This is a genomic window from Steroidobacter gossypii, from assembly GCF_016801985.1.
In the GTDB taxonomy this organism is placed as follows: Bacteria; Pseudomonadota; Gammaproteobacteria; order Steroidobacterales; family Steroidobacteraceae; genus Steroidobacter; species Steroidobacter gossypii.
The window spans coordinates 1,421,214-1,443,541 of the sequence record NZ_JAEVLS010000002.1 but is presented as its reverse complement, the minus strand read 5'-3'; the positions used below and the strand labels follow the sequence as shown (position 1 = coordinate 1,443,541).

General features: G+C 60.1%; 11 protein-coding genes and 3 pseudogenes. 11 read left to right on the top strand and 3 right to left on the bottom strand.

Going from position 1 to position 22,328, the window contains the following annotated elements; translation table 11 throughout:
- The first annotated feature begins 80 nt into the window (after positions 1-80).
- From JM946_RS13510 to JM946_RS30005, 5 genes are all read left to right on the top strand, one after another.
- The gene (locus tag JM946_RS13510; RefSeq protein WP_203167776.1) at positions 81-1,229 is read left to right on the top strand and encodes an ABC transporter permease; all 1,149 of its coding nucleotides are present in this window, start codon (positions 81-83) and stop codon (positions 1,227-1,229) included.
- 170 nt (positions 1,230-1,399) lie between these two features.
- Positions 1,400-2,401, top strand: a complete 1,002-nt coding sequence (locus tag JM946_RS31255) for an ABC transporter permease (RefSeq protein ID WP_203167775.1) — start codon at positions 1,400-1,402, stop codon at positions 2,399-2,401.
- 339 nt (positions 2,402-2,740) lie between these two features.
- The gene (locus tag JM946_RS13500) at positions 2,741-4,897 is read left to right on the top strand and encodes a peptidase domain-containing ABC transporter (RefSeq protein ID WP_407700522.1); all 2,157 of its coding nucleotides are present in this window, start codon (positions 2,741-2,743) and stop codon (positions 4,895-4,897) included.
- The gene (locus JM946_RS13495; protein ID WP_203167773.1) at positions 4,881-6,242 is read left to right on the top strand and encodes an HlyD family type I secretion periplasmic adaptor subunit; all 1,362 of its coding nucleotides are present in this window, start codon (positions 4,881-4,883) and stop codon (positions 6,240-6,242) included. Before JM946_RS13500 ends, JM946_RS13495 begins: the two co-directional genes overlap by 17 nt.
- Positions 6,243-6,544: 302 nt before the next feature.
- Positions 6,545-7,045 (top strand): hypothetical protein, encoded by a 501-nt coding sequence (locus tag JM946_RS30005; protein WP_218042796.1) that lies wholly within the window; start codon positions 6,545-6,547, stop codon positions 7,043-7,045.
- A 481-nt stretch (positions 7,046-7,526) separates the two neighbouring features.
- Here JM946_RS30005 and JM946_RS30350 read toward each other — a convergent pair whose 3' ends face one another.
- Positions 7,527-8,120, bottom strand: coding sequence for a hypothetical protein (locus JM946_RS30350; protein WP_230979723.1), 594 nt, complete (start codon positions 8,118-8,120; stop codon positions 7,527-7,529).
- Between JM946_RS30350 and JM946_RS31630 the strand changes: the two are divergent.
- Positions 8,097-8,159 (top strand): annotated as a pseudogene (locus tag JM946_RS31630) (hypothetical protein); the annotation flags it as partial. The gene JM946_RS30350 and the pseudogene JM946_RS31630 overlap by 24 nt on opposite strands.
- A 66-nt stretch (positions 8,160-8,225) precedes the next feature.
- On the opposite strand, the gene JM946_RS13480 reads toward JM946_RS31630, so the two are convergent.
- Positions 8,226-8,600 carry a hypothetical protein gene (locus JM946_RS13480; RefSeq protein WP_218042846.1) on the bottom strand — a complete coding sequence of 125 codons (375 nt, stop codon included), beginning with the start codon at positions 8,598-8,600 and terminating at the stop codon, positions 8,226-8,228.
- On the opposite strand from JM946_RS13480, the pseudogene JM946_RS31625 reads away from it, so the two are divergent.
- Positions 8,541-9,557, top strand: a pseudogene (locus JM946_RS31625) (calcium-binding protein); the annotation flags it as partial. The gene JM946_RS13480 and the pseudogene JM946_RS31625 sit on opposite strands and share 60 nt — an antisense overlap.
- A 3-nt stretch (positions 9,558-9,560) precedes the next feature.
- Here JM946_RS31625 and JM946_RS30345 read toward each other — a convergent pair.
- Positions 9,561-9,827 (bottom strand): hypothetical protein, encoded by a 267-nt coding sequence (locus JM946_RS30345; RefSeq protein WP_230979722.1) that lies wholly within the window; start codon positions 9,825-9,827, stop codon positions 9,561-9,563.
- On the opposite strand from JM946_RS30345, the pseudogene JM946_RS31620 reads away from it, so the two are divergent.
- From JM946_RS31620 to JM946_RS13350, 4 genes and pseudogenes are all read left to right on the top strand, one after another.
- Positions 9,735-10,535: pseudogene (locus tag JM946_RS31620) on the top strand (calcium-binding protein); the annotation flags it as partial. The gene JM946_RS30345 and the pseudogene JM946_RS31620 sit on opposite strands and share 93 nt — an antisense overlap.
- A 24-nt stretch (positions 10,536-10,559) precedes the next feature.
- Positions 10,560-20,369: a calcium-binding protein gene (locus JM946_RS30325; RefSeq protein ID WP_269141006.1), complete on the top strand. Its 9,810-nt coding sequence runs from the start codon at positions 10,560-10,562 to the stop codon at positions 20,367-20,369.
- A gap of 197 nt (positions 20,370-20,566) precedes the next feature.
- Complete coding sequence (locus JM946_RS13355; protein ID WP_203167771.1) at positions 20,567-21,193, top strand: RNA polymerase sigma factor; 627 nt, start codon at positions 20,567-20,569, stop codon at positions 21,191-21,193.
- Positions 21,190-22,188 (top strand): FecR family protein, encoded by a 999-nt coding sequence (locus JM946_RS13350; RefSeq protein ID WP_203167770.1) that lies wholly within the window; start codon positions 21,190-21,192, stop codon positions 22,186-22,188. The genes JM946_RS13355 and JM946_RS13350 overlap by 4 nt, the downstream gene beginning before the upstream one ends.
- Positions 22,189-22,328 lie beyond the last annotated feature (140 nt).

Below are 22,328 nucleotides of genomic sequence, written 5' to 3'. Positions count from 1 at the left end.
CGCCCGCCGATCACGCCTCGTGCAACCTTTTCGGCCCTTGCATGCGTCAATGCCGGAATAGGCTGCACCAGGACCGCTGCATGAAGTTCCTGCCGCTGATTTGGTCAGGTATATGGCGCAAACCTGGACGAACGATTCTCACGCTCATGCAGGTGATCGTGGCCTTCGCCTTGTTCGGCGTCCTGCAGGGCATGAAAACGGGCGTGGAGGAGGCCATCGAGGGAGCGCGAGCCGATGTGCTCTTCGTGGCGCCGGCTGCTTTTGGCGGTGCGCCGCTGCGGCGAGCGGATATCGAGCGTCTCAAGGCGGTTCGCGGCGTGAAGACGGTGGCGTTCGCCGACGGCTTCCTCGGAACCTACCAGAAGCCTACACAGCACGTTTACGTGTTGGCGATCGACAGCAGCGATGACGTGTGGTTGAGCTTGATCCCTGAGGTGTTCCAGGTCAGTCCGAAGGACCTCCAAGCGCTGCGAAGAACACGAACCGGCGTCCTGATCAACGCCGACATCGCCAAGAAGTACGGATGGCGTCTGGGAGATCGGATCCCACTTACGTCGGCCACGTTGCAGACCGACGGCTCCGGCGCCTGGGTGTTCGACATCGTGGGGACGTTCAGTGCGCGCGAGATGAGCCAGGGCAGCTACATCGTAGCAAACTATGCTTATCTCGATGAGGCACGCGCGCTCAACAAGGGTACGGTGCGTAACTACTACGCCGTCGCCGCAGATCCAAAGCAGGCGGCGCCGCTGGCCGATGCGATCGACAGCGCCTTCGCGAACTCGCCCAACGAGACGAGAACGGCGTCGTTCAAGGAACTGGCACAACAGGAGATGCAGTCGATCGGCGATCTCGACTTTGCGATCCGGTCGATTGTGAGCGCAGTGCTCGTGGCGCTGCTGTTCTCACTCGCCACCATGATGATGCAAACGACTCGAGAGCGAACCGCGGAGTTGGCGGTTCTCAAGGCGTTGGGCTTCTCGAACGGCACCGTGTTCCTCTTGCTGGTCGGCGAAGCCATAACGGCATGCATCGCCGGCGCAATCATGGGTCTGGCGCTTGCGACGGTCGTGTTTCCCTATGCCGCGAAGTTCGTGCCCGGACTGTCGATGCCGACGATCGTGATTGTTGTGGGCGTGATTGGAGCGGTGCTGGTTGCCTTGATCAGCGCCTCCGTGCCTGCCTTCCGGGCATCGAAACTCGCAGTTGTCGACGCATTGGCGGGTCGCTAGCTCATGAACCTCACACGACAGTTTTCGGCATTGCTGAGCATGAATCTACGCGCCGCGCCCCAGCGCCTCGGACTGGTGTTCACGATTGTGATCGGCGTTGCGTGCGCCGTCGGGGTACTGGTGTCGATGTTGGCCATGGGCGCCGGGTCGAGCCGGGAGGAATGCGGAATGTGCGTTCCGATCGAATCATTCTGATGAGCACGGGCGCCGCGAGCGCGGTACAGAGCAGCATCGCAAAGGACGGTCTGCCGTTGATCTATGACTTGCCGGGGATCCGTCGCAACCCAGATGGCAGCGCGGTGGCCGCGGCACAAGCCATGGTCTTCATGCAGGCCCGCAACAAGGTCACGGGCCGTCCCATGGGCTTTTCGATGATCGGTGTGACTAGCGGACACGCGGGCGTTCGACCGGAGTTGCGTCTCACGTCAGGGCGCATGTTTCAATCAGGGCTTCATGAGCTCATCGCCAGCAACCGATGCGCTCATCAGTTTCCAGACTTCGCGGTGGGCGAGAAGCGAGTGATGCGAGGCACCGAGTGGGTAGTCGTGGGGAACTTCAATCTGGGCGACCGCGAGGGCATGTGTGTTGCCTTCGCAGATGCCGACACCGTTCTTTCGGCGTTTCGCATCAACACATACAACCAGGTCATGGTGTTGCTCGAGTCTCCAGGCACGTTTGCCCAGATCACTGATGCCCTCAAAGCGAATCCGACGCTTCGAGTCGAAGCCAGGCGTGAAGCGGAAGTCGCGGAGCAGAGCATGAAACACTTCAACGGCATGCTCAACTTCGTCACCTGGTTCATCGGCGCCATCATGGGCGTGGCGGCGACGATCGGCGCTGCAAACTCGCTCTACGCCATCGTCGATAGCCGCCGCCGTGAGTTGGCGACGTTGTGCGCCCTGGGATTCACGCCGGGACCGATCGTCACATCCATCTTGGCCGAAGCCATTCTCCTGTCATTGCCTGGCGCCTTGATCGGTGTGGGCCTCGCCTGGCTGTTCTTCAACGGGTTCACCGCAAGTCCGTTTGGTTTCAGCTTTCAACTCGCCGTCACCGCGCCGATTGCCGGGCTCGGCATTGCATGGGCCCTCGGCATGGGCGTCGTGGGTGGCTTGCTACCGGCCGTGAAGGCAGCTCGCCTGCCGGTGACGACCGCGCTTCGCGCAACTTGAGACGCTTCCTATGGGGTAGCTCCACTCTTTTTAGCGTCGCCGCGAGCACTTCCCAACTTGCTTCGGGGAAATCCTGATTTGGCATTCAAATCCCATTTCACCGTTGACAGCTTCAAACCTTGAACGGCAATGTAATGACATAATCGCAATCACAAACCACAGCACATAAGCCCTCTAAAGGGCGGACCGCGAAGCGAGGGAGTGCGGAAACGTGAATCAAGGGAGAGTTGGGGAAGTGACGAACGGTCCATGTAGCAGCGATTTCAGGAAACCACCACGAGGGCTGTCCACGAGTCGGCTCGTTGTTGCCACGAAGATCGACGCACGCTAGTCCCTAGGATGCGTTCGAAATCTAAGCAAAGCGAGCAGGTGCAGCCGGCGCACGCCTTATGGCTGCTGTCGACCTTCTGCACGCTACATCAGAGGCCGATTGATTCTCAGTCCGTCGCTCGCGAGTGCATTCCGCCAATGACGATCGGGGATCTCTCCCGTATCGCGGGTCGGCTAGGCCTGGAGGTCGAGCTCACTGAGGTTCACGCATCGAGCGGCAGCCAACGATGGCCGCTGATCGTTCAAGCCGCCAATTTGACTTCGGGCGATGAGCAGGCGCTCGAATGCGAGTGGCTCGTGCTTCTACAAGTGGATGGGGCGGATGTCACCTTCTCGCGGTTCGGACACAAGACGCTACAACGTCAGAGGCTGGCAGACCTGCAACCCAAGCTAACTGGGCTTGCACTTCTTGTGAGCGCCGCGCCTCCGACGGTCATCGATCCCGATTCGGCCGCCACACAGAAGCGAACTTTCGGTTTCTCCTGGTTCGTTCCCGAACTCCTCAAGCATCGCCCGATCTGGCGCGATGTGCTGCTCGCGTCGCTGGTGCTCCAGCTGATCGCTCTGGCGTTTCCGCTATTCACCCAAGCTATCATCGACAAGGTCGTTGTCCATCGGACGCAGAGCACGCTCATCGCGCTCACTGTCGGCATGGGAGTATTCGTCGTGTTCACGACGATACTGACCTGGGTGCGCCAGTACCTGATTCTGCATACCGGCAACCGCGTCGACGCCGTTCTGGGCAGTACTGTCTTCGAGCACTTGTTCAAACTACCACCGCTGTATTTTCAGCACCGCCCCACGGGCGTAGTCGCGGCGAGATTGCAGGGGGTCGAGACCATTCGGGAATTTGTGAGTTCGGCCGCCGTAACACTGGTGCTCGATCTGCCTTTTCTGCTGATCTTCGTCGCCATCATGTTCTGGTACAGCGTCATGCTGACCCTGATCGTGATGGCAATCCTTGCGCTGATCGTTGCGGCGAGTTTGTTGGTGGCACCTCTATTCCAGCAGCGCTTGAACGAGCAGTTCTTGCGCGGCGCGGCCAGTCAGGCGTTCGTGACTGAATACGTCGCGGGCGTGGAGACAGTGAAGTCCTTGCAGCTGGAGCCTCAACTGAATCGGCGCTATCGCGATCTGCTCGCCGCGTTCTTGCAAGCGTCGTTTCGCACTCGGCAACTGGGCAATTCCTACGGCGTGCTATCGAACGGACTCGAACAGATCATGTCACTGCTCGTCCTGGTGTGCGGCGCTTGGCTGGTGATGAACGAAGTCGCCTTTACAGTCGGAATGCTGGTCGCTTTTCAAATGTTCGCCTCTCGGCTATCCCAGCCCATGCTGCGGCTGGTCGGGCTGTGGCAGCAATTCCAGCAGGCGAAGGTTGCCGTAGTCCGACTGGGCGACGTCATGAATGCACCGGTCGAGCCCTATTCTTTGTCGCAGAGTCGCACGCAAGCTGGTAAAGGCGCTGTCCACATCGAGGGCTTGGCATTTCGCTATTCAGAGAATCTCCCGCTCCTCTATCACGGCTTCTGCGTCAGTCTTGCACCCGGACAGCTCGCGGTCGTCATGGGGCCGTCGGGGGCGGGCAAGAGCACGCTCGCCAAGCTTCTGCAAGGTTTCTATCAGCCGACCAGCGGGTCGATCCGCATCGACAACGTCGACATACGCCACTTCTCGGCCAACGAGCTCAGGAGTCATTTTGGCGTTGTGCCCCAGGAAACCACTCTGTTCTCTGGCACCATTCTCGACAACTTGCGCATGGCCAATCCGTTTGCTTCCTTCGAGCAGGTGGTGGCCGCTTGTCGGATGGCGGAGATCCACAGTGTGATCGAATCGCTTCCGAACGGCTACCAGACGGAAATAGGTGAGCGCGGCGCCGGGCTCTCGGGCGGACAACGCCAGCGGCTCGCCATCGCGCGAGCGCTGCTCAAGGGACCCAAGATTCTCATCTTCGATGAGGCCACCAGCAGTCTCGATCAGCACACTGCGGAGCAGATCGGGCGCACGATCAACGCGCTCAAAGGCAAGGTCACCATTCTGTTCATCGCGCACGCCTTGCCGAAGACGCTGCAACCCGATCAGATCGTCCGCATCGGAGAGCGGCTGAGCGTCGTTCCGGTCGCTCGCCCGGAGGCGCAGGAGGGCGCAAGTGTCCACGACGAGTAGCTCCGAACCGGCAAATTTGCCTGCACCGATCCGAATCGCATCGGCTCTATTCGAGATCGAAGCGGGCGAACCAACCTCCAGCTCCAGAATCATCCTCCGCTGCTTGAGCGCACTGTTCGTGGCGCTGCTGCTGTGGGCCGTACTGGCTCGGCTCGACATCGTAGCTGTGGCGCAGGGACGGCTGGTACCGCAGACCTATGTGAAGGTCGTCCAACCAGCCGAAGCCGGCATCATCCGTGAAATCCTGGTCGAACAGGGTCAGACCGTAGAGCAGGGCGAGGTGCTTGTACGTCTCGATGCCACGGTAAACGCGGCGGAGAGCTCTGCCGTCACTCGTGAGATTGCGCTTCAGGAACTACAACTGCGCCGGATCGAGGCCCAGCTGGCAGGCGAGCCGATGCAGACTAGGGCCGGTGACGATGCGACATTGTTCGCACAAGTCGAAGCGCAGCGTGTGAGTCATCAGCAGAGCCTGCTTGACTCCGTCGCGCAGGAGTCGGCAGCGCGGGAACGTTCGAAGATGGAACTGAACGCGGCGCAGGAACTGCTGCAGAAAATTGAGTCGACACTGCCGAGTTACCAGCGCACGGCGCTCGCGTTTGAAAAGCTCGCCCGTCAGAGTCTGGTCAGCGCCCTACAAGCAGAAGAGAAATCGCGTGAGGCGGTAGAGAAGGAGCGGGATCTTGAGGCGCAGCGCGCGACAGTCTCATCCCTCAAGGCGGCGATCTCCGCGCACGACAAACGCATCGCGCAGATTGAAAGTACGTATTCGAGCGATCTCAATCAAGAACGCCTGGAGATTGTCGCTCGGCTTAACAGCCTGAAGCAGCAGGAATCGAAGCTCACTTTCCAGAGTGGCCTGCTCGAGCTGCGTGCGCCGCAGGCCGGAGTCGTCAAGGACTTGGCAACGACGACAGTGGGTGCCGTGGTGGAGCCGGGCACGGTCATTGTCACCTTGGTGCCCAAGGACGAGCCGCTGCTCGCCGAAGTGATGATCGAGAACAAGGACGTGGGTTTCGTTGCCGTGGATCAGCCGGTGAGATTGAAACTGGCGGCGTACCAATTTCAGAAGTACGGGTTCCTCGAAGGCACAGTGAAGACGGTCAGCGCCGATTCATCGGGCCCGGGCAATCGCGGCGAGTCTGCGCTCGCAGCTGACGGACAGGAGCTTGCGTTCAAGGCACTCATCGAACTCGATACTCAGCGTCTCGAAATGCATCCCAGTCTGCCGATTGCAGCCGGCATGCAGGTTTCCGCTGAGATAGTGCAAGGCGAGAGAACTGTCCTCGAGTATTTGCTGTCGCCGGTGCAGCGCGTGGCGGCAGAGGCGGGAATGGAAAGGTAATGAGATCGCACATGAGAGCTAACCTGTGGCGAGCATTGCTCGCGTCGTCTGTATACGCGTGGGCATCATCATTGATGGCCGCCGGCTGGCCTCCAGAGTATGCCGATAAGCCTCTGCCCGCCTACGCGGCCAAGCCCGGTGAATGTTACGTGCTGCTGAAACCCCTCGGAGAGTATGTCTTTAGTAGCAAGTCCCCAGTCTGCATGGCGGCGCTAGAGAACTTGAACCGGTTCTGTGGAGAGCCGGCTCAGTACGATCGCAGGAAGGTCCATGAGAGCGCTAGCGTAAGCGAGCCGAACTGGATGCCGCTCGATCCTCAAAGCAATCCCGAGTTGGTCAAGCAGACGTTCTTGGCCAGGCTCCCACCGCGTTATCGCGACCAGACATGGCAAATGGAGGAGGCTCGCCTGCAGAAGCTGGCGCGGGACGGTGTCTTGCGCCTTAGCAGGGCCGACCTCCGTGGTCTTGGTCAGGAACTACGCGGGGGCGTGCAGCTAGTGTATCGCCTGGAGCATGCAGGCGATCCGAGCGAAGCCGGCCAGGACCAACCGCGATTGATGTTTATTCCAGCAGAGAGCACTGCACCGGAGCTTCTGAGTTCTTTGGCCAACGACTCGGTGGGCGACATTTGGGTTTTCGATGACGAACTCTTCTTGGTCCGGTACGCCCCAGCCCGAAAGCACATTCATCGCGTGTTCGTGGTTTCAGAGTTGACTCGGCCGAGATTGGGACCCGGTGCGCCCATCGGCGCGACGGAGCGCTGCACGCTTCAGTACAAGAACGATCGCCAGCAGAGGAAGTGACATGACACTTCAGGTTCAGGGATTAGATTCTGCGGTCTACACACAGCTTCGCTATTACTTCGTCAGACAAGTCGAGGAGAGTGGCAATCCTCATCTCGCGCCCTATCTCGATACGAAGAAAATTCCAACCATCGGGATCGGATTCAATCTGCTCGTCCACTCCGAGCGCATCATGCAGAAGTTCGGAATCGATTCGTTCAGCACCAATCGAATCGAGCGTGAGTATGCGGAGCGCATCAAAGCGGCCATCAATGGCGACTATGACAATGACGCTGCGCTGAACAGCGCATTGAACTCTATCATGCAGGAGCGGTTCAACGACGATAGAGTTCCAGGTGTCAAGCGCCCAGGCTTCGCCTTCGCCAACGAGGCCGAGGTCAAGGAGGTTTTCGCCGAGATCGCAGAAGAGATCTACGAGCCGTTGCTCAAAAAACGCGGGCTCACGATAGCAGATTCTCGCGAGCGCGCGGTCCTGTTTTCGCTAGCCTACAACGCACCTGGCCTGATCGGAAAGGGCCTGATTGACGCCATTCAATCTGGCAATCGGGCCGAAGCCTGGTATCAGATCCGCTACGGGAGCAATGCGGGGTGGGATGGCGGGGTTGCCAAGCGGCGCTTCGAAGAAGCCACCTTGTTCGGTCTTTACGACGACGAGCTTTCGAGGGATGAGGCTTGTCAGGTTTTCCAGATGCTTCAGCTGCATCGTGCCCGAATTCAGAGCGTCGAGACGCAGTTCGGCGACCGCATTGACGATGCTCAGGCGGATCTGGACGCTGCGTTCGAAGCCTACAACGGCGCGCCGGACACTCCCGATATGGAGCCGCCGACGGTGCGCGATTTCGCCGCTGAGCTGGAAATCGCTCGCGAGCGCTTCCTCGACGATGTGGCAAGCGAGTATGGCGTGGATGCCAGCGTTTTCGATGCGATCGACACATCGCGCATTTTCCTGGATCCAGGCCGGTCCAATCATGCGCGGAGCATCGTTGCCGACCATGCGGGTCTGCTGGATTCGCGACTCTTCCAACAGAACCATCAGATTGCCAGCAATGACTTGCTCATCGGCGAAGGTGGGCATGACAGGTTAATCGCCGGTGCGGGCGATGACATACTCATCGGCGGAAAGGGCGATGACATACTCGATGGCAGTACGGGCGATGACCTTTATGTATTCGCCGGAGTCTCAGCGCCGCCCGCCCTTATCAGCGAGGGACACGACAGGATTCGCGATTCGGATGGGCTGGGGCGCATTCAGGTAGCGGGCCTGGTGTTGACGGCCGAGACAGCTCAGGCCTTCGAGCATCCTATCTTTCCCCATCGGCCAGCCTGGCGCCTGACGGTTGGCGATCAAACGTTCGACTTCATTCTGGTCGACGGCGACCTGGTGGGGGGCGGCACGCTTTGGATCGAAGGACCCGCCGTTGGACCGGGAGGTCGCATCACGATCGAGAATTTCCATCAAGGCGATCTGGGGCTTTCCTTCGCGGAGAGCTTGCAGATGCAGTTGCTGCCCGATGCCCCACCCAATCCGTTTGCGGACGCAGACTTCGTGCCGCACACCTCGAGCACTACGTTGCAAGAAGGGCAGGCGCGCGCCGTAACGCTTGCACTCAGCCTGCCGGCGCTGGCGGGCCAGTTGATTCGGCTGTCCGTCGATCAGCTTGGGGACGCGCTGGCGATCCTCGTCAACGGAGCGACGCTGTCCCTCAGCAATGGCTTTGTCGATGTCGCGCTGGAGGCTGGCCAGCGTTCGCTGACGTTCTCACTGCTCTCACGAGGTAACGCAAACGCCGACATTGCGGTCACTCTCAACGCTGCTGTGCTGGACGATCAGGCCTCGCGAAGTCTCGCCGCGCAATCGAGCGCGCAAGCGAGCTTGATCGTCGATTTCGACGCGGTCGAGGAAACCTCCAGCACGGTCGCCGACACGATCTACTTGATCGATGCGACACAGCCCGGCGGCGGCACGGCGACAGGGCGATACGGCAGCCTGTATGGGGGCATCACCGGGGCAAGTCACTTCCGCAGCTGGAACGTCTATGACGTGCCCACGTCCCCGGATTTATATCTATCCGAAGTCATCGACATGACGTTCGGTGCGCCGGAGGAAGGTGACGACTATCTGACGGTGGAGGCGGGGCTCGGGGACAGTTACATCATTGGCAGCGACTATCGAGATGCGCTCATCGACGGAGTCAATCTCTTTCAGCTGCCCGTCCTCTACGGCAACGACAACGATGTTCTGCTCGGCGGAGGTGGCGATGACTATCTCGAGACGCACGGCGGCGACGACCAGTCCTATGGCGGGGATGGGAACGATTTTCTGGTGGACAGCCCATTCGCCTCGAGTGCCGCGAGCTACGATGATGTGAGCTGGGTGAACGCTCCCGGGCACTCCAACCGCGACCGACTGTATGGCGAGTCAGGCAACGACATCATCATCGCCGGCGCCGGCGATGCATTGCTCGATGGCGGCACGGGCAACGACGAGCTCTACGGCGGCGCGGGCAACGACACGCTACTGGGCGGGGCCGGCAACGACGTGCTGAGCGGCGACAGCCGTCAAACCGGCAATTTCATGACTTATTTCCCGGGCGTCCTCGCGGTCGGATTCAGCCCGTCGGCGTACCTCGTGGAAGATGTCGTCGCGCCCGGCAACGATTTCCTCGACGGCGGCGATGGCAACGATCACCTGCTCGGCGGTGGTGGCGACGATGTGCTCATGGGTGGCGAGGGCGACGATACCTTGCAGGGAGACACGTGGGAAATCCCAATCGATGCGCAAGGAATGTTCTCCAATCATGGCAGGACGCCGTTGGCATTGCATGGCGACGATCGTCTGTACGGAGAAGGCGGGGCGGACAATTTGCGCGGCGGCGCCGGTTCTGACCTGCTGGATGGCGGCACCGGCGATGATTATTTGGTGGGCGATGAAGTCGATGAACTGGCCGGCGCTGATTATCTGATCGGTGGAGAGGGCAATGACACGCTGTTTGGTGAGGGCGGCGCGGACACTCTGATCGGCGGGTCAGGAAACGACGCGTTGTATGGTGAATCCAGCGGTGTCGGCGCGGCCGCGCATGGCGATGACTATCTCGACGGGGGTAGTGGCGATGACATTCTCATGGGCAACGGCGGCTCCGATACGTTGCTCGGCGGCGATGACAACGATCAGCTGTACGGGGATCAAGGGAGCACGCCTGCGCTGCAGGGAGCAGACTACCTCGATGGCGGCGCGGGCGATGACATACTGTACGGCGGCGGAGGCGCCGATACACTCATCGGCGGCAGCGGCAACGACTTCCTGGTGGGAGATTTCAACGACACGCCATTGGCACTGCAGCTGAATGACCTGTTGGATGGCGGTGACGGAGATGATGAGCTGCAGGGCTGGGGCGGCGATGACACGCTCATCGGTGGCGCTGGCAACGATCTGCTGTTCGGAGACGCAGGCAACGACGTTCTCGACGGCGGCGACGGCGAGGACCAACTGCAAGGCGGAGATGGCGACGACGTATTGATCGGCGGGCTGGGGGACACGCTCTTCGGCGATGCGGGTAACGATACATTCGTCGTCAGCGACGGTGCTGTCATCATCGATAACGAAGGCGAGAACACCATCATCGCCCAACTCGATCCGTCCGCGGATACGTGGCTGACGGCACTGGCGAACGGCGATGTCATGATCGTCAATACGGCAGGCCAGTCGATCACCCTGACGCTGGCGACTCTACATGCGGCCGCCGCCCTCGACTTGGGTGGAGGGGGAACGTACGACTCCAGCACGGCCGCCATCGCTGCGCTCTACCGGCCAAGGATTCTGGGCAATCCTGAGACTGATCCAAATTTCAACGCAGTGCGCCTTGGCGCTGGTGTTCGCGCAGCGGATATCGGCCTGCTCGCGTTCAATCAGGATTTGGTTCTCACCTATTCAGGCACGCAACCCAGCTGGATCAACATCGCCGACCTTCGCTCTCGCGGCGCATTGGTGACCGTTGCGGATGGGGCCGCGTACGGGCTCGCTCCAGGCACGCAGGCGCTAGTGCTGCACAATTGGTATGAGTCGCAGCGATATAGCTATCTGGGTGTATTCAGGGACAATGCTGGCACGCTCACCAGTTTCGCAGCTCAAGCCGTGGATCTGCCGCGTCATTACTCCGGCACGGAACTATCGGAGATTCTTTCGGGTACAGCGGCGAACGATTTCATCAACGCGGGCGATGGTGACGACGTCGTATCCGCCATGGAGGGAGCCGACGAACTGAGCGGGGGGCTGGGCGATGACAGCCTCTTTGGCGGTAGCGGCGACGACACCTATATCTATGCCGTCGGCGACGGCCAGGATGTCATCTACGAGGAGTCCGGCTCGCGCGATGTGCTGCGCTTCGCCGCGGGGATTGCGCCTGCGGATGTACTGGTTCTGCAGGAGGGCGAAGATCTCATACTTCAGGTTGGAGATATTGCCGCCGACGACAGCATCCGTATCGTCGGCTGGCACGCGGCTGAAGGGCGCAATATCGAGCGGATCGAATTCGCCGACGGCACCGTATGGTCGCCGCTCGATGTGGATGCCCAGTTACCCGGCAACCATCGCCCTCGGCTCGCGCTGCCGATCGCAGATCAACTGGCGCCACCCGATGAGTCGTTCTCGTTCACGATCCCGAGCGGTGCGTTCGCTGACCCGAACCCAGGCGATCAGCTCACCTACTCGGCAAGTCTTGCAGATGGCAGCGCGCTGCCCGCCTGGCTCACCTTCGATCCTGCCACGCTCACATTTTCCGGCACACCCTCCGACGCTCATGGAGGCATTAGTCGAATTGCCATCACCGTGACGGATCAGGCGGGCCTGTCGACCACGACCGAAGTGAATGTTCGTGTGCCCGTGCCGGTCGAGCTGATTGGAACGAACGGTGACGATACGTTGACGGCAGCGACCCCCGACATTCATAGCATCCATGGTCTGGACGGCGATGACATATTGCGTGGAAGCAACGGCGAGGACGTGCTGGAGGGCGGAAGCGGCAGCGATAGGCTGGTGGGTGGCGGCGGGAGCGATACCTATGTTTTTGAGGCGGCCGACTTCGACCAGCCCAACATGGACGTGATCCTCGGTGAGCGTGACTCCGCAGCTGAATCGATCGATGTCATTCGATTCGGCGCGGGTATTCGGCCGGAGGATGTCCGCGTCAGCGCTGTGCATGACTCGGCTGGTGTCGATCTGGTGCTGTCGTTGTCGACACAGGCTTCGCGTTACTTTCAAGAAATCACTGTGCGAAACGGTTTCTCGACGCAATTCGGCCATGAGATTCTCGATCAGGTGCGGTTCGCCGATGGCACCATTTGGGATCGCGAGTATCTGTACCAAGTGGCCGTGCTCGGCTCGGAACGAGACGATTGGATCACCGGCTTCGATCGCGACGACGTGATTCGTGGCTATGGCGGTGTCGATGAGCTTAATGGTGGCGGCGGTAACGACGATATCGCAGGAGGCGCCGGCCACGACTTGATCAATGGTCAGGCGGGTGACGACACCTATCGTTTCGGCCGCGGCCAAGGTGTCGACCAGATCACCGACGTATCGGGTACCAACAGAATCGTGCTCGATGCAGGCATCACACCGGCCGATGTCACGCTCTACAGGACTTCCAGCCGCACAAGCATCGCATCGCCCTGGTCTGCGTCAACGTCGGACAGCGTCGTTGTGATGCTGGACGGGGGGCAGGAACAGCTCTGGCTCATGAATTTCTTCGGCGGCGCGACGCGCCCGATCAGCGAGATCGTCTTTGCAGATGGGACCATCTGGACGAGCAGTGACATCGACGCGCATCTCATCGATGTACGAGGTGTGTCAAATGTCGCGACGGGAACCACCGGGAACGATGAGTACACAGTCGATCATCCCAGCGACGGCGTCGTTAATGAAACCATGGCCGGCGGTCTCGACACCCTGCACAGCTCGGTCAGCTATCAGCTGGGCAACTACTTCATCGAAAATCTGACATTGACCGGCATACTCGATATCAACGGTATCGGCAACGAAAATCAGAACACCATCGTCGGCAACGCCGGCGATAACTTTCTATCCGGCAGCTACCTCTCGGCGGACGCGGCTGCCGACACGCTGATCGGCGGCGCAGGTGATGACGTGTATCGGGTGGATTGGCATGGGTCGCTCACCGATAACTTCAATGACATCGTGATCGAAGCTGCCGGCGAGGGCTACGATACGATCATTGCTCACTCGTATGTGGCGATCATGCCGGCTCACGTGGAAAGCTTGGTTCTCAAAGATAACCGCAACTACTTTTACTACGTGGAGTATCGGTCGGTTACGGGCAACGACCTGGACAATGTCATCGACGCCTCGTCGGCGACCAACTTCGGAGAGGGTTTCCTCATCGATGGCGGCCTCGGCGCTGATGTGATGATCGGGGCTTACAGCGCTGCGCAAGGGGCGCCCGTTCGAGACGTTCGATTCGTCGTCGATAATGTGGGCGATGTGGTCGTCGGCAACAGCGACGCCGATGTGGTCCAGAGCTCCGTGAGCTATGTGTTGGCGGAGGGCCTGGAACATCTCGAGCTCACGGGCTCAGGGGCAATCAACGGTACCGGAAACTCAGGCAACAACCGCCTGGAGGGTGCCAGCAACTCTGCTGCCAATGTTCTGACCGGCGGCCAGGGCAATGATACGTACCGGCTCGGTGCAGGCGACAGCCTAGTAGAGCTCGCGGGTGAGGGACGCGACACCGTGATCCTCACGGTGGCCGTTGGCTCGGGATCGATCATCAATCTGGCGTCCTTCGCAAACGTGGAGAACCTCACGATCGAGAGCAACCTGCTAGCCGCGACTCTGATCGGAACCGACGAAGCCAATGACCTCATCGGCAATTTCTGGTCGAACTCACTGGTTGGCGGCGGTGGTAATGACCTGCTGGATGGTGGCTGGGGCTCAGATTCGATGACCGGCGGTACAGGCAACGACACGTACATTGTCGATGCAGCCGGGGATGTCGTGACGGAACTGACGGATGAAGGGACGGATCGTGTGTCCTCATCGATCAGCTATACGCTCGGCAGCGCGTTGGAGGATTTGACGCTGACGGGCGACGCGCTCGATGGCACAGGCAACGCGCTTGCCAATGTCATAGTCGGCAATGCGCAGGTGAACACGCTGACTGGGTTGGCTGGCAACGACGTGCTCGATGGCCGTGGCGGAGCGGATATTCTAATCGGCGGAACCGGGGACGATATTTACTTCGTTTCCGAAACGACAGAAACCGTCATCGAGGATGCAGGAGGCGGTATCGACCTGGTGCAATCGCAGGCGTCGTTTGCCTTGGGCGACCATGTAGAAAACCTCACGCTGCTGGGTTATGCGTCCCATGGCACGGGCAACGCACTCGCTAACGTGATTGTTGGTAACGACTCTTCCAACAGGCTGGATGGCGGCGCGGGTGCCGATACATTGAGCGGCGGCAGAGGCCATGATACGTACGTCGTCGACCACGCACTGGACGTTGTCATCGAGGCGGCTGACCAAGGTATCGACACGGTCCAGGCGAGCGTGAGCTTCGTGCTCTCGGCGGGCCTGGAGAATCTGACGTTGGTGGGCGGCGCCGACATCAATGGCACCGGCAACGATGCGGATAATGTGATCATTGGTAACACCGGCGCCAACACGCTAGCCGGAGGAGTGGGCAACGATACATATGTGATCGACCGCAGCGACGATCTCGTGGTTGAAGCCGAGAACGCCGGAACGGACACGGTTCAGTCTTATGTTTCTTACACTCTCGGTGCCACGCTAGAGAACCTGACTCTGCTGGGAACCGCTGAGTTGAGCGCTACCGGCAACGCCGGAAACAACCTGCTGATCGGAAACAGCGCAAACAATCTGCTCGCCGGTGGCGCAGGTGATGATACCTACGAGGTTCAGAATACCGGCGACGTGATCGTGGAGGATGCCGGTGAGGGTAACGATACTGTCCGCTCCTCAGCCACCTATGCTCTGAGCGAACACATTGAGAGTCTGCTCTTGACCGGTACGGAGAGTATCGACGGCACCGGCAATGCACTCGGCAACCTGATCGTCGGCAATGACGGGGCCAACCTGCTCGACGGCGGCGCCGGAAACGACCGATTGATCGGCGGCGAGGGAAACGACACGTACGTCATCGATTCCGTCCTGGATGTGATCGTGGAGCTGTCCGGTGAGGGCACCGACACCGTTCGATCTAGTGTTTCGTACACGTTGGACAGTGCGCTGGAGCATCTCGTCCTCTCGGGCAGCGATGACCTCCAGGGCACGGGCAACACCCGCAACAATCAGATCACTGGCAATAGCGGCAACAACGTCATCGACGGTGGGGCGAGCAGCGATCAGATGGCCGGAGCAGACGGTGACGATCTGTACCTGGTCGACAGCACTGGGGATGCAATCGTCGAGGCCGAGGGCGAAGGTGTCGACTCCGTGCGGTCCAGCGTTTCCTATACGCTCTCCGCCAACGTGGAGAATCTGACGCTGGTCGGCTTTGCGGCCGCTACGGCGATCGGTAATGCGCTCGATAATGTTCTTATCGGCAATGACAGCGATAACCAGCTACGCGGTGATGCGGGAAACGATGTCTTGGACGGAGGTGGCGGACGCGACACGTTCGCCGGCGGCCTGGGAGACGATATCTACATCGTCAACCTGACGACCGAGACCATCACCGAAGCGGTCGACGAGGGAATCGACCTCGTGCAGTCCTCTGCAACGTTCACCTTGTCGGAGAACATTGAGAACTTGGTGTTGACGGGCTCGGGAGCCATCAATGGCACGGGCAACGCACTGGAAAATCTCATCACTGGCAACGCTGCGAACAACGTACTCAATGGTGGCGCGGGCAACGATGTCATGCGAGGCGGCGCCGGCAACGACACATACGTGGTCGAAAGTACGGCCGACGTTGTCGTCGAGAACACCGACGAAGGCGTCGACACCGTTCAGTCGTCGATTACTTATGGTCTGACTGACACCGTCGAGAACCTGATGCTCACCGGCACTGCGAACATCGACGCTATCGGCAACGCGTTAGACAATGTGTTGACGGGCAACACCGGCGTCAACGTGCTTTCAGGAGGCGCAGGAAACGATCTCTATCGTGTGAACAACGCCACGGATGCTGTCGTTGAGCATTTCGGAGAGGGTATCGACACGGTTGAAGCCTCCGTGAATTACACCCTAGCAGACAACGTGGAGAATCTCACGTTGACAGGTAGCGGGAGCCTCAGCGGCACGGGTAACGCGCTCAACAATATGTTGCTGGGTAATAGTGGCGCCAACATCCTCACCGGTGGCGAGGGTAACGATGTCCTGAACGGTGGCGGCGGCTCGGATCAGATGTACGGCGGCCAGGGCGATGACCTGTATATCGTCGCCCAAACGAACGACACCGTGAACGAGCTTGTCGGTCAAGGCGTGGACACTGTGGAATCGAGCGTAACCTACACGCTCGCCAACCATGTGGAGAATCTGACGCTCACAGGATCCAACGCCATCAATGGCACCGGCAACTCAGGCGCGAATACACTTACAGGCAACTCAGCGGCAAACACGCTGAACGGCAGTGCCGGCGCCGACGTGATGATCGGTGGCGGCGGCAACGACACGTTCATCGTGGACGATGTGAACGACCTTGTCGTTGAACTGGTGGAAGAAGGAACTGACACCGTACAGTCTGCCGTCACTTATGCCTTGGCCGATCACGTGGAGAATCTAACACTGACCGGCAGCGCTGCAGCCCACGGTACTGGCAACGCTTTGAACAACGTTCTGATCGGCAACTCGGGGATCAATAATCTTTATGGCGGCGACGGCGCCGATTCATTGAATGGCGGTGCCGGAGCGGACGTTCTGGTCGGTGGTTCCGGCGACGATACGTACTTCGTGGACAATGTCGGCGACGCGGTCACGGAGAATGTTGACCAAGGCGTGGACACCGTGCAGTCCACCGTGAGCCACAGACTGAGCAGCAATGTCGAGAATCTGATCCTTGCCAGCTCCAGCTCCATCAACGGCACCGGCAATGAGTTGAACAACTCCATTACCGGCAACAACGGCGCCAATGTGCTGGACGGTGGTGCAGGGGCCGACGTGCTGTCCGGCGGTGGGGGCAACGATACATACATCGTTGACCACGCAGACGATCTCGTCGTCGAAGCGGCATCTGCTGGCACCGATACGGTGCGATCGTCGGTCTCGTTCGTACTGGCGGCGAATGTTGAGCACGTGATTCTCACCGGCAGTGCGGATATCGACGGCACAGGAAACGATCTGGCGAACACACTCACTGGCAACAGTGGCGCGAACTTGCTTGCAGGCCGCGGCGGCAACGACACATACATTATTACCGATACGATGGATGTCGTCGTCGAGGAGGTGGATGACGGCATCGATGTGGTGCAATCCAGTGTGAGCTTTACGTTGGGCAGCAACGTCGAGACGTTGACTCTGACGGGGAGTGCAGCCGTCGACGGCACTGGCAATGAACTGGCGAACGTACTCACCGGCAACAGTGCCGCGAACGTGCTCGTCGGCGGCGCGGGGAACGATACCTTGAACGGCGGCGCTGGCGCAGACAGCATGAGCGGGGGACTCGGCGACGACGTGTACGTGCTCGACAATGCAGGCGATGCCGTGACCGAAGGTGTGGACGAAGGACTCGATACAGTTCAGTCCTCCGTAACCCATGCGCTCGCGCAGAATGTGGAAAACCTCACGTTAACTGGTTCCTCTTCGATCAATGCAACAGGAAACGCGGCTGCCAATACGCTGATCGGTAACAACGGCGCGAACGTCCTGGACGGGCGGGCGGGTGCAGACTCGATGGTCGGCGGCATGGGCAACGACACCTATATCCTGGATGACGTCGGAGACATCGTGGTCGAGAATGCGGCAGCGGGTATCGATACCGTGCAGGTTTCGTTCTCGTATGTCTTGGGTGCGGACATCGAGAACCTGATGCTCACAGGCACTGCCGACATCGACGCGACGGGCAACGAATTGGCCAACGTTCTCACTGGCAACAGCGGAATCAACACGCTGATCGGCGGCGCTGGCGACGACACCTATGTCATCCAGAACGCTGGCGACCTGGTCATTGAACTTGCCGAGGCCGGTACGGACACTGTGCAATCCTCGTTGTCGTACTCACTCGGAAACAATGTCGAGAACCTGACTCTGACGGGCGCCGGCGCCCTCAATGGCACGGGGAACGAGCTCGACAATCATCTCGTGGGCAACTCCGGGGCCAACACTTTGATCGGTGGCGCAGGCGACGACGTCCTCGATGGGGGGACCGGCACGGATCAACTCATCGGCAGCAGCGGCAACGACATTTATGTCGTGAACACGGCGTCCGATGTGGTGACCGAGATTGCCGATGAAGGCATCGATCTGGTGCAAGCCTCGGCAAGCTACACGTTGGGCAGCAATGTCGAGAACCTCACCTTGATCGGTTCCAGCTCGATCAGTGCCACCGGCAATGAGTTGAGTAACACGTTGACGGGCAACAACGGTGCGAACACGTTGAACGGGGGCGCGGGCGCCGACACGATGTTCGGCGCAGGCGGCAACGATACCTACGTTGTGGACGACGCAGGCGACGTCGTCGTCGAGAGCACGAATGGCGGCACCGATACGGTGCAGGCTTGGCTGACATATGCACTAGGCGACAACATCGAGAATCTTACGTTGATGGGCAACGCGAATCTCGACGCCACCGGCAATGACCTTGGGAACGTGCTCACCGGTAACGGCGGGATCAACGTGCTCTCGGGCGGGCTCGGTAATGACACTTACGCAATCGACAATCTGGTTGACACGATCATCGAGCACGAGGATGCGGGTATCGACCTCATCCAGGCGACAATCAGCTACTCGCTCGGCGAGCACGTCGAGAATCTGACCCTCATGGGTTCGAGCAGTCTCTCCGCCACCGGCAACGGGCTGGACAACGTGCTGACCGGAAACTCCGGCGCGAATGTTCTCCTGGGAGCACTCGGCAACGATACGTTGAATGGCGCGGGTGGCGCCGATTCAATGCAGGGAGGCATGGGCGATGACACGTACATCGTCGACAACGCCGCTGACCAAGTCATCGAAGGTGCGGAGGAGGGCATCGACCTGGTGCAATCTTCGATCGCGTATACGCTCGGCAGTCACCTCGAGAACTTGACGCTTACCGGCTCGAGGGCAATCAGCGGGACCGGCAACGATCTGGACAATACGTTGATCGGTAATAGCGGTGCGAACGAGCTGACTGGAGGTGCCGGCGACGATGTCTTGAACGGCGGATCCGGTGCGGACGCCATGACGGGCGGCACCGGAAACGATTCGTACACCGTCGATAATGCCAACGATACGATCATCGAGCTGGCCGACGAGGGCATCGATTCGATGACCTCGTCTCTTGCTAGGACGCTTGCAGAGAACATCGAGATCCTATTCCTCAGTGGCTCGTCTCACATTGCTGGAAACGGCAATGATCTGGCGAATCTGTTGCGCGGCAACAGCGGAAATAACATGCTCACCGGTCTTGGCGGCGCCGATATTCTCGAAGGCGCAGCTGGCAACGACATCCTGGTGGGTGGCGAAGGCAACACGCTGTTCAACGGCGGCAGCGGCACCGATACCTTGACGGGCGGGCTTGGCAACGAGCTGTTCATCGGAGGCGCTGGCAACGACACAATCACAACGGACGGCGGCGCGGACATCATTCTCTTCAACAAGGGGGATGGTCAGGACACCATCGCTGCCAGCACGACGCGCGACAACACCATCTCCATCGGCGGTGGAGCGCTCTACGCCGATCTGCTCTTCACGAAGAACGGCGACGACCTCGTTCTTAGGATCGGTGCGACCGATCAGATCACGCTTGCGGGCTACTATGCCAGCGAGAGCAATCGTAGCGTGGGCACGCTCCAGATGATCATCGAAGGCACGAGCGATTACGATGCAGGGTCCGCCGATCCGACCAGGAATGGGAGGATCGAGAGCTTCGACTTCGACGGCTTGGTGGCGGCGTTCGATGCGGCACGTACGGCTGACCCGTCGCTGACCAGCTGGTCTTTGACCAACGCACTACTTGCACAGCATCTCTCCGGCAGCGATTCGGAGGCTATGGGAGGAGACTTTGCGTACCGCTATGGCGTGGTGGGCAGCCTGGCGGACATTTCATTCACTCCCGCGCTGGCCATCTTGCAGAACCCAGGCTTCGGCACCACTGCACAGTCCTTGCACGCTATCGAGGCATTACAGGACTCAACCCCGAGGCTGATTGCGTGAGGCGAGAGTCTCCCTAGATCAAGATCCCTAAGAGGCGCACTTCTTTCAGGGTTCCGACAAAAATCTTGTGCACATCTGCCCAAGCCAGCCGGCGCGCGGGCTTGGATGTCGGCTGTAAATCGTGATAATGCCGCCTCCGCCGGGTGAATCGGGCTCGCGCCCGGTTCGGCAGCTGCCTCGAATCAGGATCGACGGGGATGTCGGAGCGACAACACACAAACAATATTGTGCGGCCGTTGTTCGGCCGCAAGCCCGATCGAGCGCCCGACCGCCACGCGACCGACTGGCGCAAACGATTCATCGACGATCTGTACCGAAGCCATCGGCGAGATCTGTGCGGCTTGCTGCGCCGGATGTTCGGCAGTGGGCCGCCGGAGCCCGAAGACCTGGTGCAGGGCGCATTTCAGAAGTTCAGCGAGCTGGACAACATCGACCACATCGAGAACCCGCGGGCGTTCCTGGCGAAGATCGCCGTCAACATCGGCCTCAAGAGCATTCATCGGGTCCGCCACGCCCGCAAATACACCTCCGAACAACTGGGCGATGCCGAGGCGGAGCTGGAAGAACTCGACCCCGAAAGGATCTATCAGGGAAGACAACAGTTGAGAGCGCTCGATCAGGCCATGGCGAAGCTGACGGTCAAGCAACGCGAGATCGTGGTGCGGACCCGGCTCAAGGGCGAGACCTACGCCTACATCTCGCAGGCGTGCGGATGGAGCGAGGCAGACATCTGCCGCCAGCTCAATCGCGCGCTCGAGATTCTGGCAGACGCCGTCGACCCGATCGAACGCGGCGACAAGTCAGACCAGGGAGTGGATCGATGATTTCGGAAACACGTCATGACGAGGACACCTCGCATCGCGAGGCTCGCGAATGGCTCGGGCGCATCCAGGCGAGCGAGCTCAGCGATGAGGCGCGCGCGGAATTCGAGCAATGGCTGCAGGCCTCGCCGGCCCATCGTTCGGCGTTCGAGCGGGCGCACACGGTGTGGTCGCTCATCGGGCAGTCGGATCAGATCGAGAACTGGGTCAACGATTCAGAGCGCTCCGATGCAGCCGTGCGTAGTTCCCGCTCAGCGCCGCTTTTCACCACACGACGTATCGCCATAGGCGCTGCCTTCGCCGCAAGCGTCGCGCTCGTTCTTTCGATGCTCCGGTTCTATCCCGCGCCTTCGGAGCCGCAACTATTTGCATCAGCGATCGCGCAGACAAAGACGGTGCCACTCGAGGACGGCAGCGTTTTGACGTTGGCAGGCTCCTCGGAAATCAAAGTCGCGTTCACGAAGGACAGACGCAGTATCGAGTTGCTGAAGGGAAGCGTGTTCTTCGACGTGGTGCGCAATGCAGATCGGCCCATGACGGTGACCGCGGCGGATACGCAAGTGCATGTGGTGGGAACGGCGTTCGGCATACGCTACGGATCGCGCGACGTGCGAGTTGCTGTGACAAAAGGCAAAGTCCTCGTAACAGGAGCTGCAGACGCCGCGAGCACGCCAGTGGCGCTCATCGCCGGCGAGCAGGCGACGGCGGATCTCAGAGGCCATATCGTTTCGCAGGGGCGTGCGGACATCGAGGCAGAACTTGCCTGGATCAAAGGCCGCTTCGTCTACGATGGCGCTCGATTGGTCGACGTCATCGACGACATCAACCGCTACCGCCTGAAGAAGATCGAACTGGACGGCGAGCGCGTCATGGACATCCGGATCACGACCAGCTTCGACGCCAACCAGATCGACCAGTTTGTTGCCAGCCTGCCGCTGGCCTATCCGGTGCAGGTGTCCGAGAGTCTGGATAGAACGGTGGTCAGCGCGCCGCGCTAGCAGCGCTGCATGACATCCAGATGAAAGCGCGTTTGTGAATCTTTCGTGAAACGGTCGCTTCGGCTGAAAGATATCGCGGGGCAGGGGATCTTCTGGTTGATATCAACGGCAACAGCGAACGCGAATTCGCGCGGCGCTCG

Bases quoted from the DNA above. Each gene is read 5' to 3' on its own strand.
- JM946_RS13355 (WP_203167771.1), top strand. From the start codon at position 20,567: ATGTCGGAGCGACAACACACAAACAATATTGTGCGGCCGTTGTTCGGC.
- JM946_RS13350 (WP_203167770.1), top strand. From the start codon at position 21,190: ATGATTTCGGAAACACGTCATGACGAGGACACCTCGCATCGCGAGGCT.
- JM946_RS30005 (WP_218042796.1), top strand. From the start codon at position 6,545: ATGCCGCTCGATCCTCAAAGCAATCCCGAGTTGGTCAAGCAGACGTTC.
- JM946_RS30350 (WP_230979723.1), bottom strand. From the start codon at position 8,120: ATGCCCACCTTCGCCGATGAGCAAGTCATTGCTGGCAATCTGATGGTT.
- JM946_RS13500 (WP_407700522.1), top strand. From the start codon at position 2,741: ATGCGTTCGAAATCTAAGCAAAGCGAGCAGGTGCAGCCGGCGCACGCC.
- JM946_RS13510 (WP_203167776.1), top strand. From the start codon at position 81: ATGAAGTTCCTGCCGCTGATTTGGTCAGGTATATGGCGCAAACCTGGA.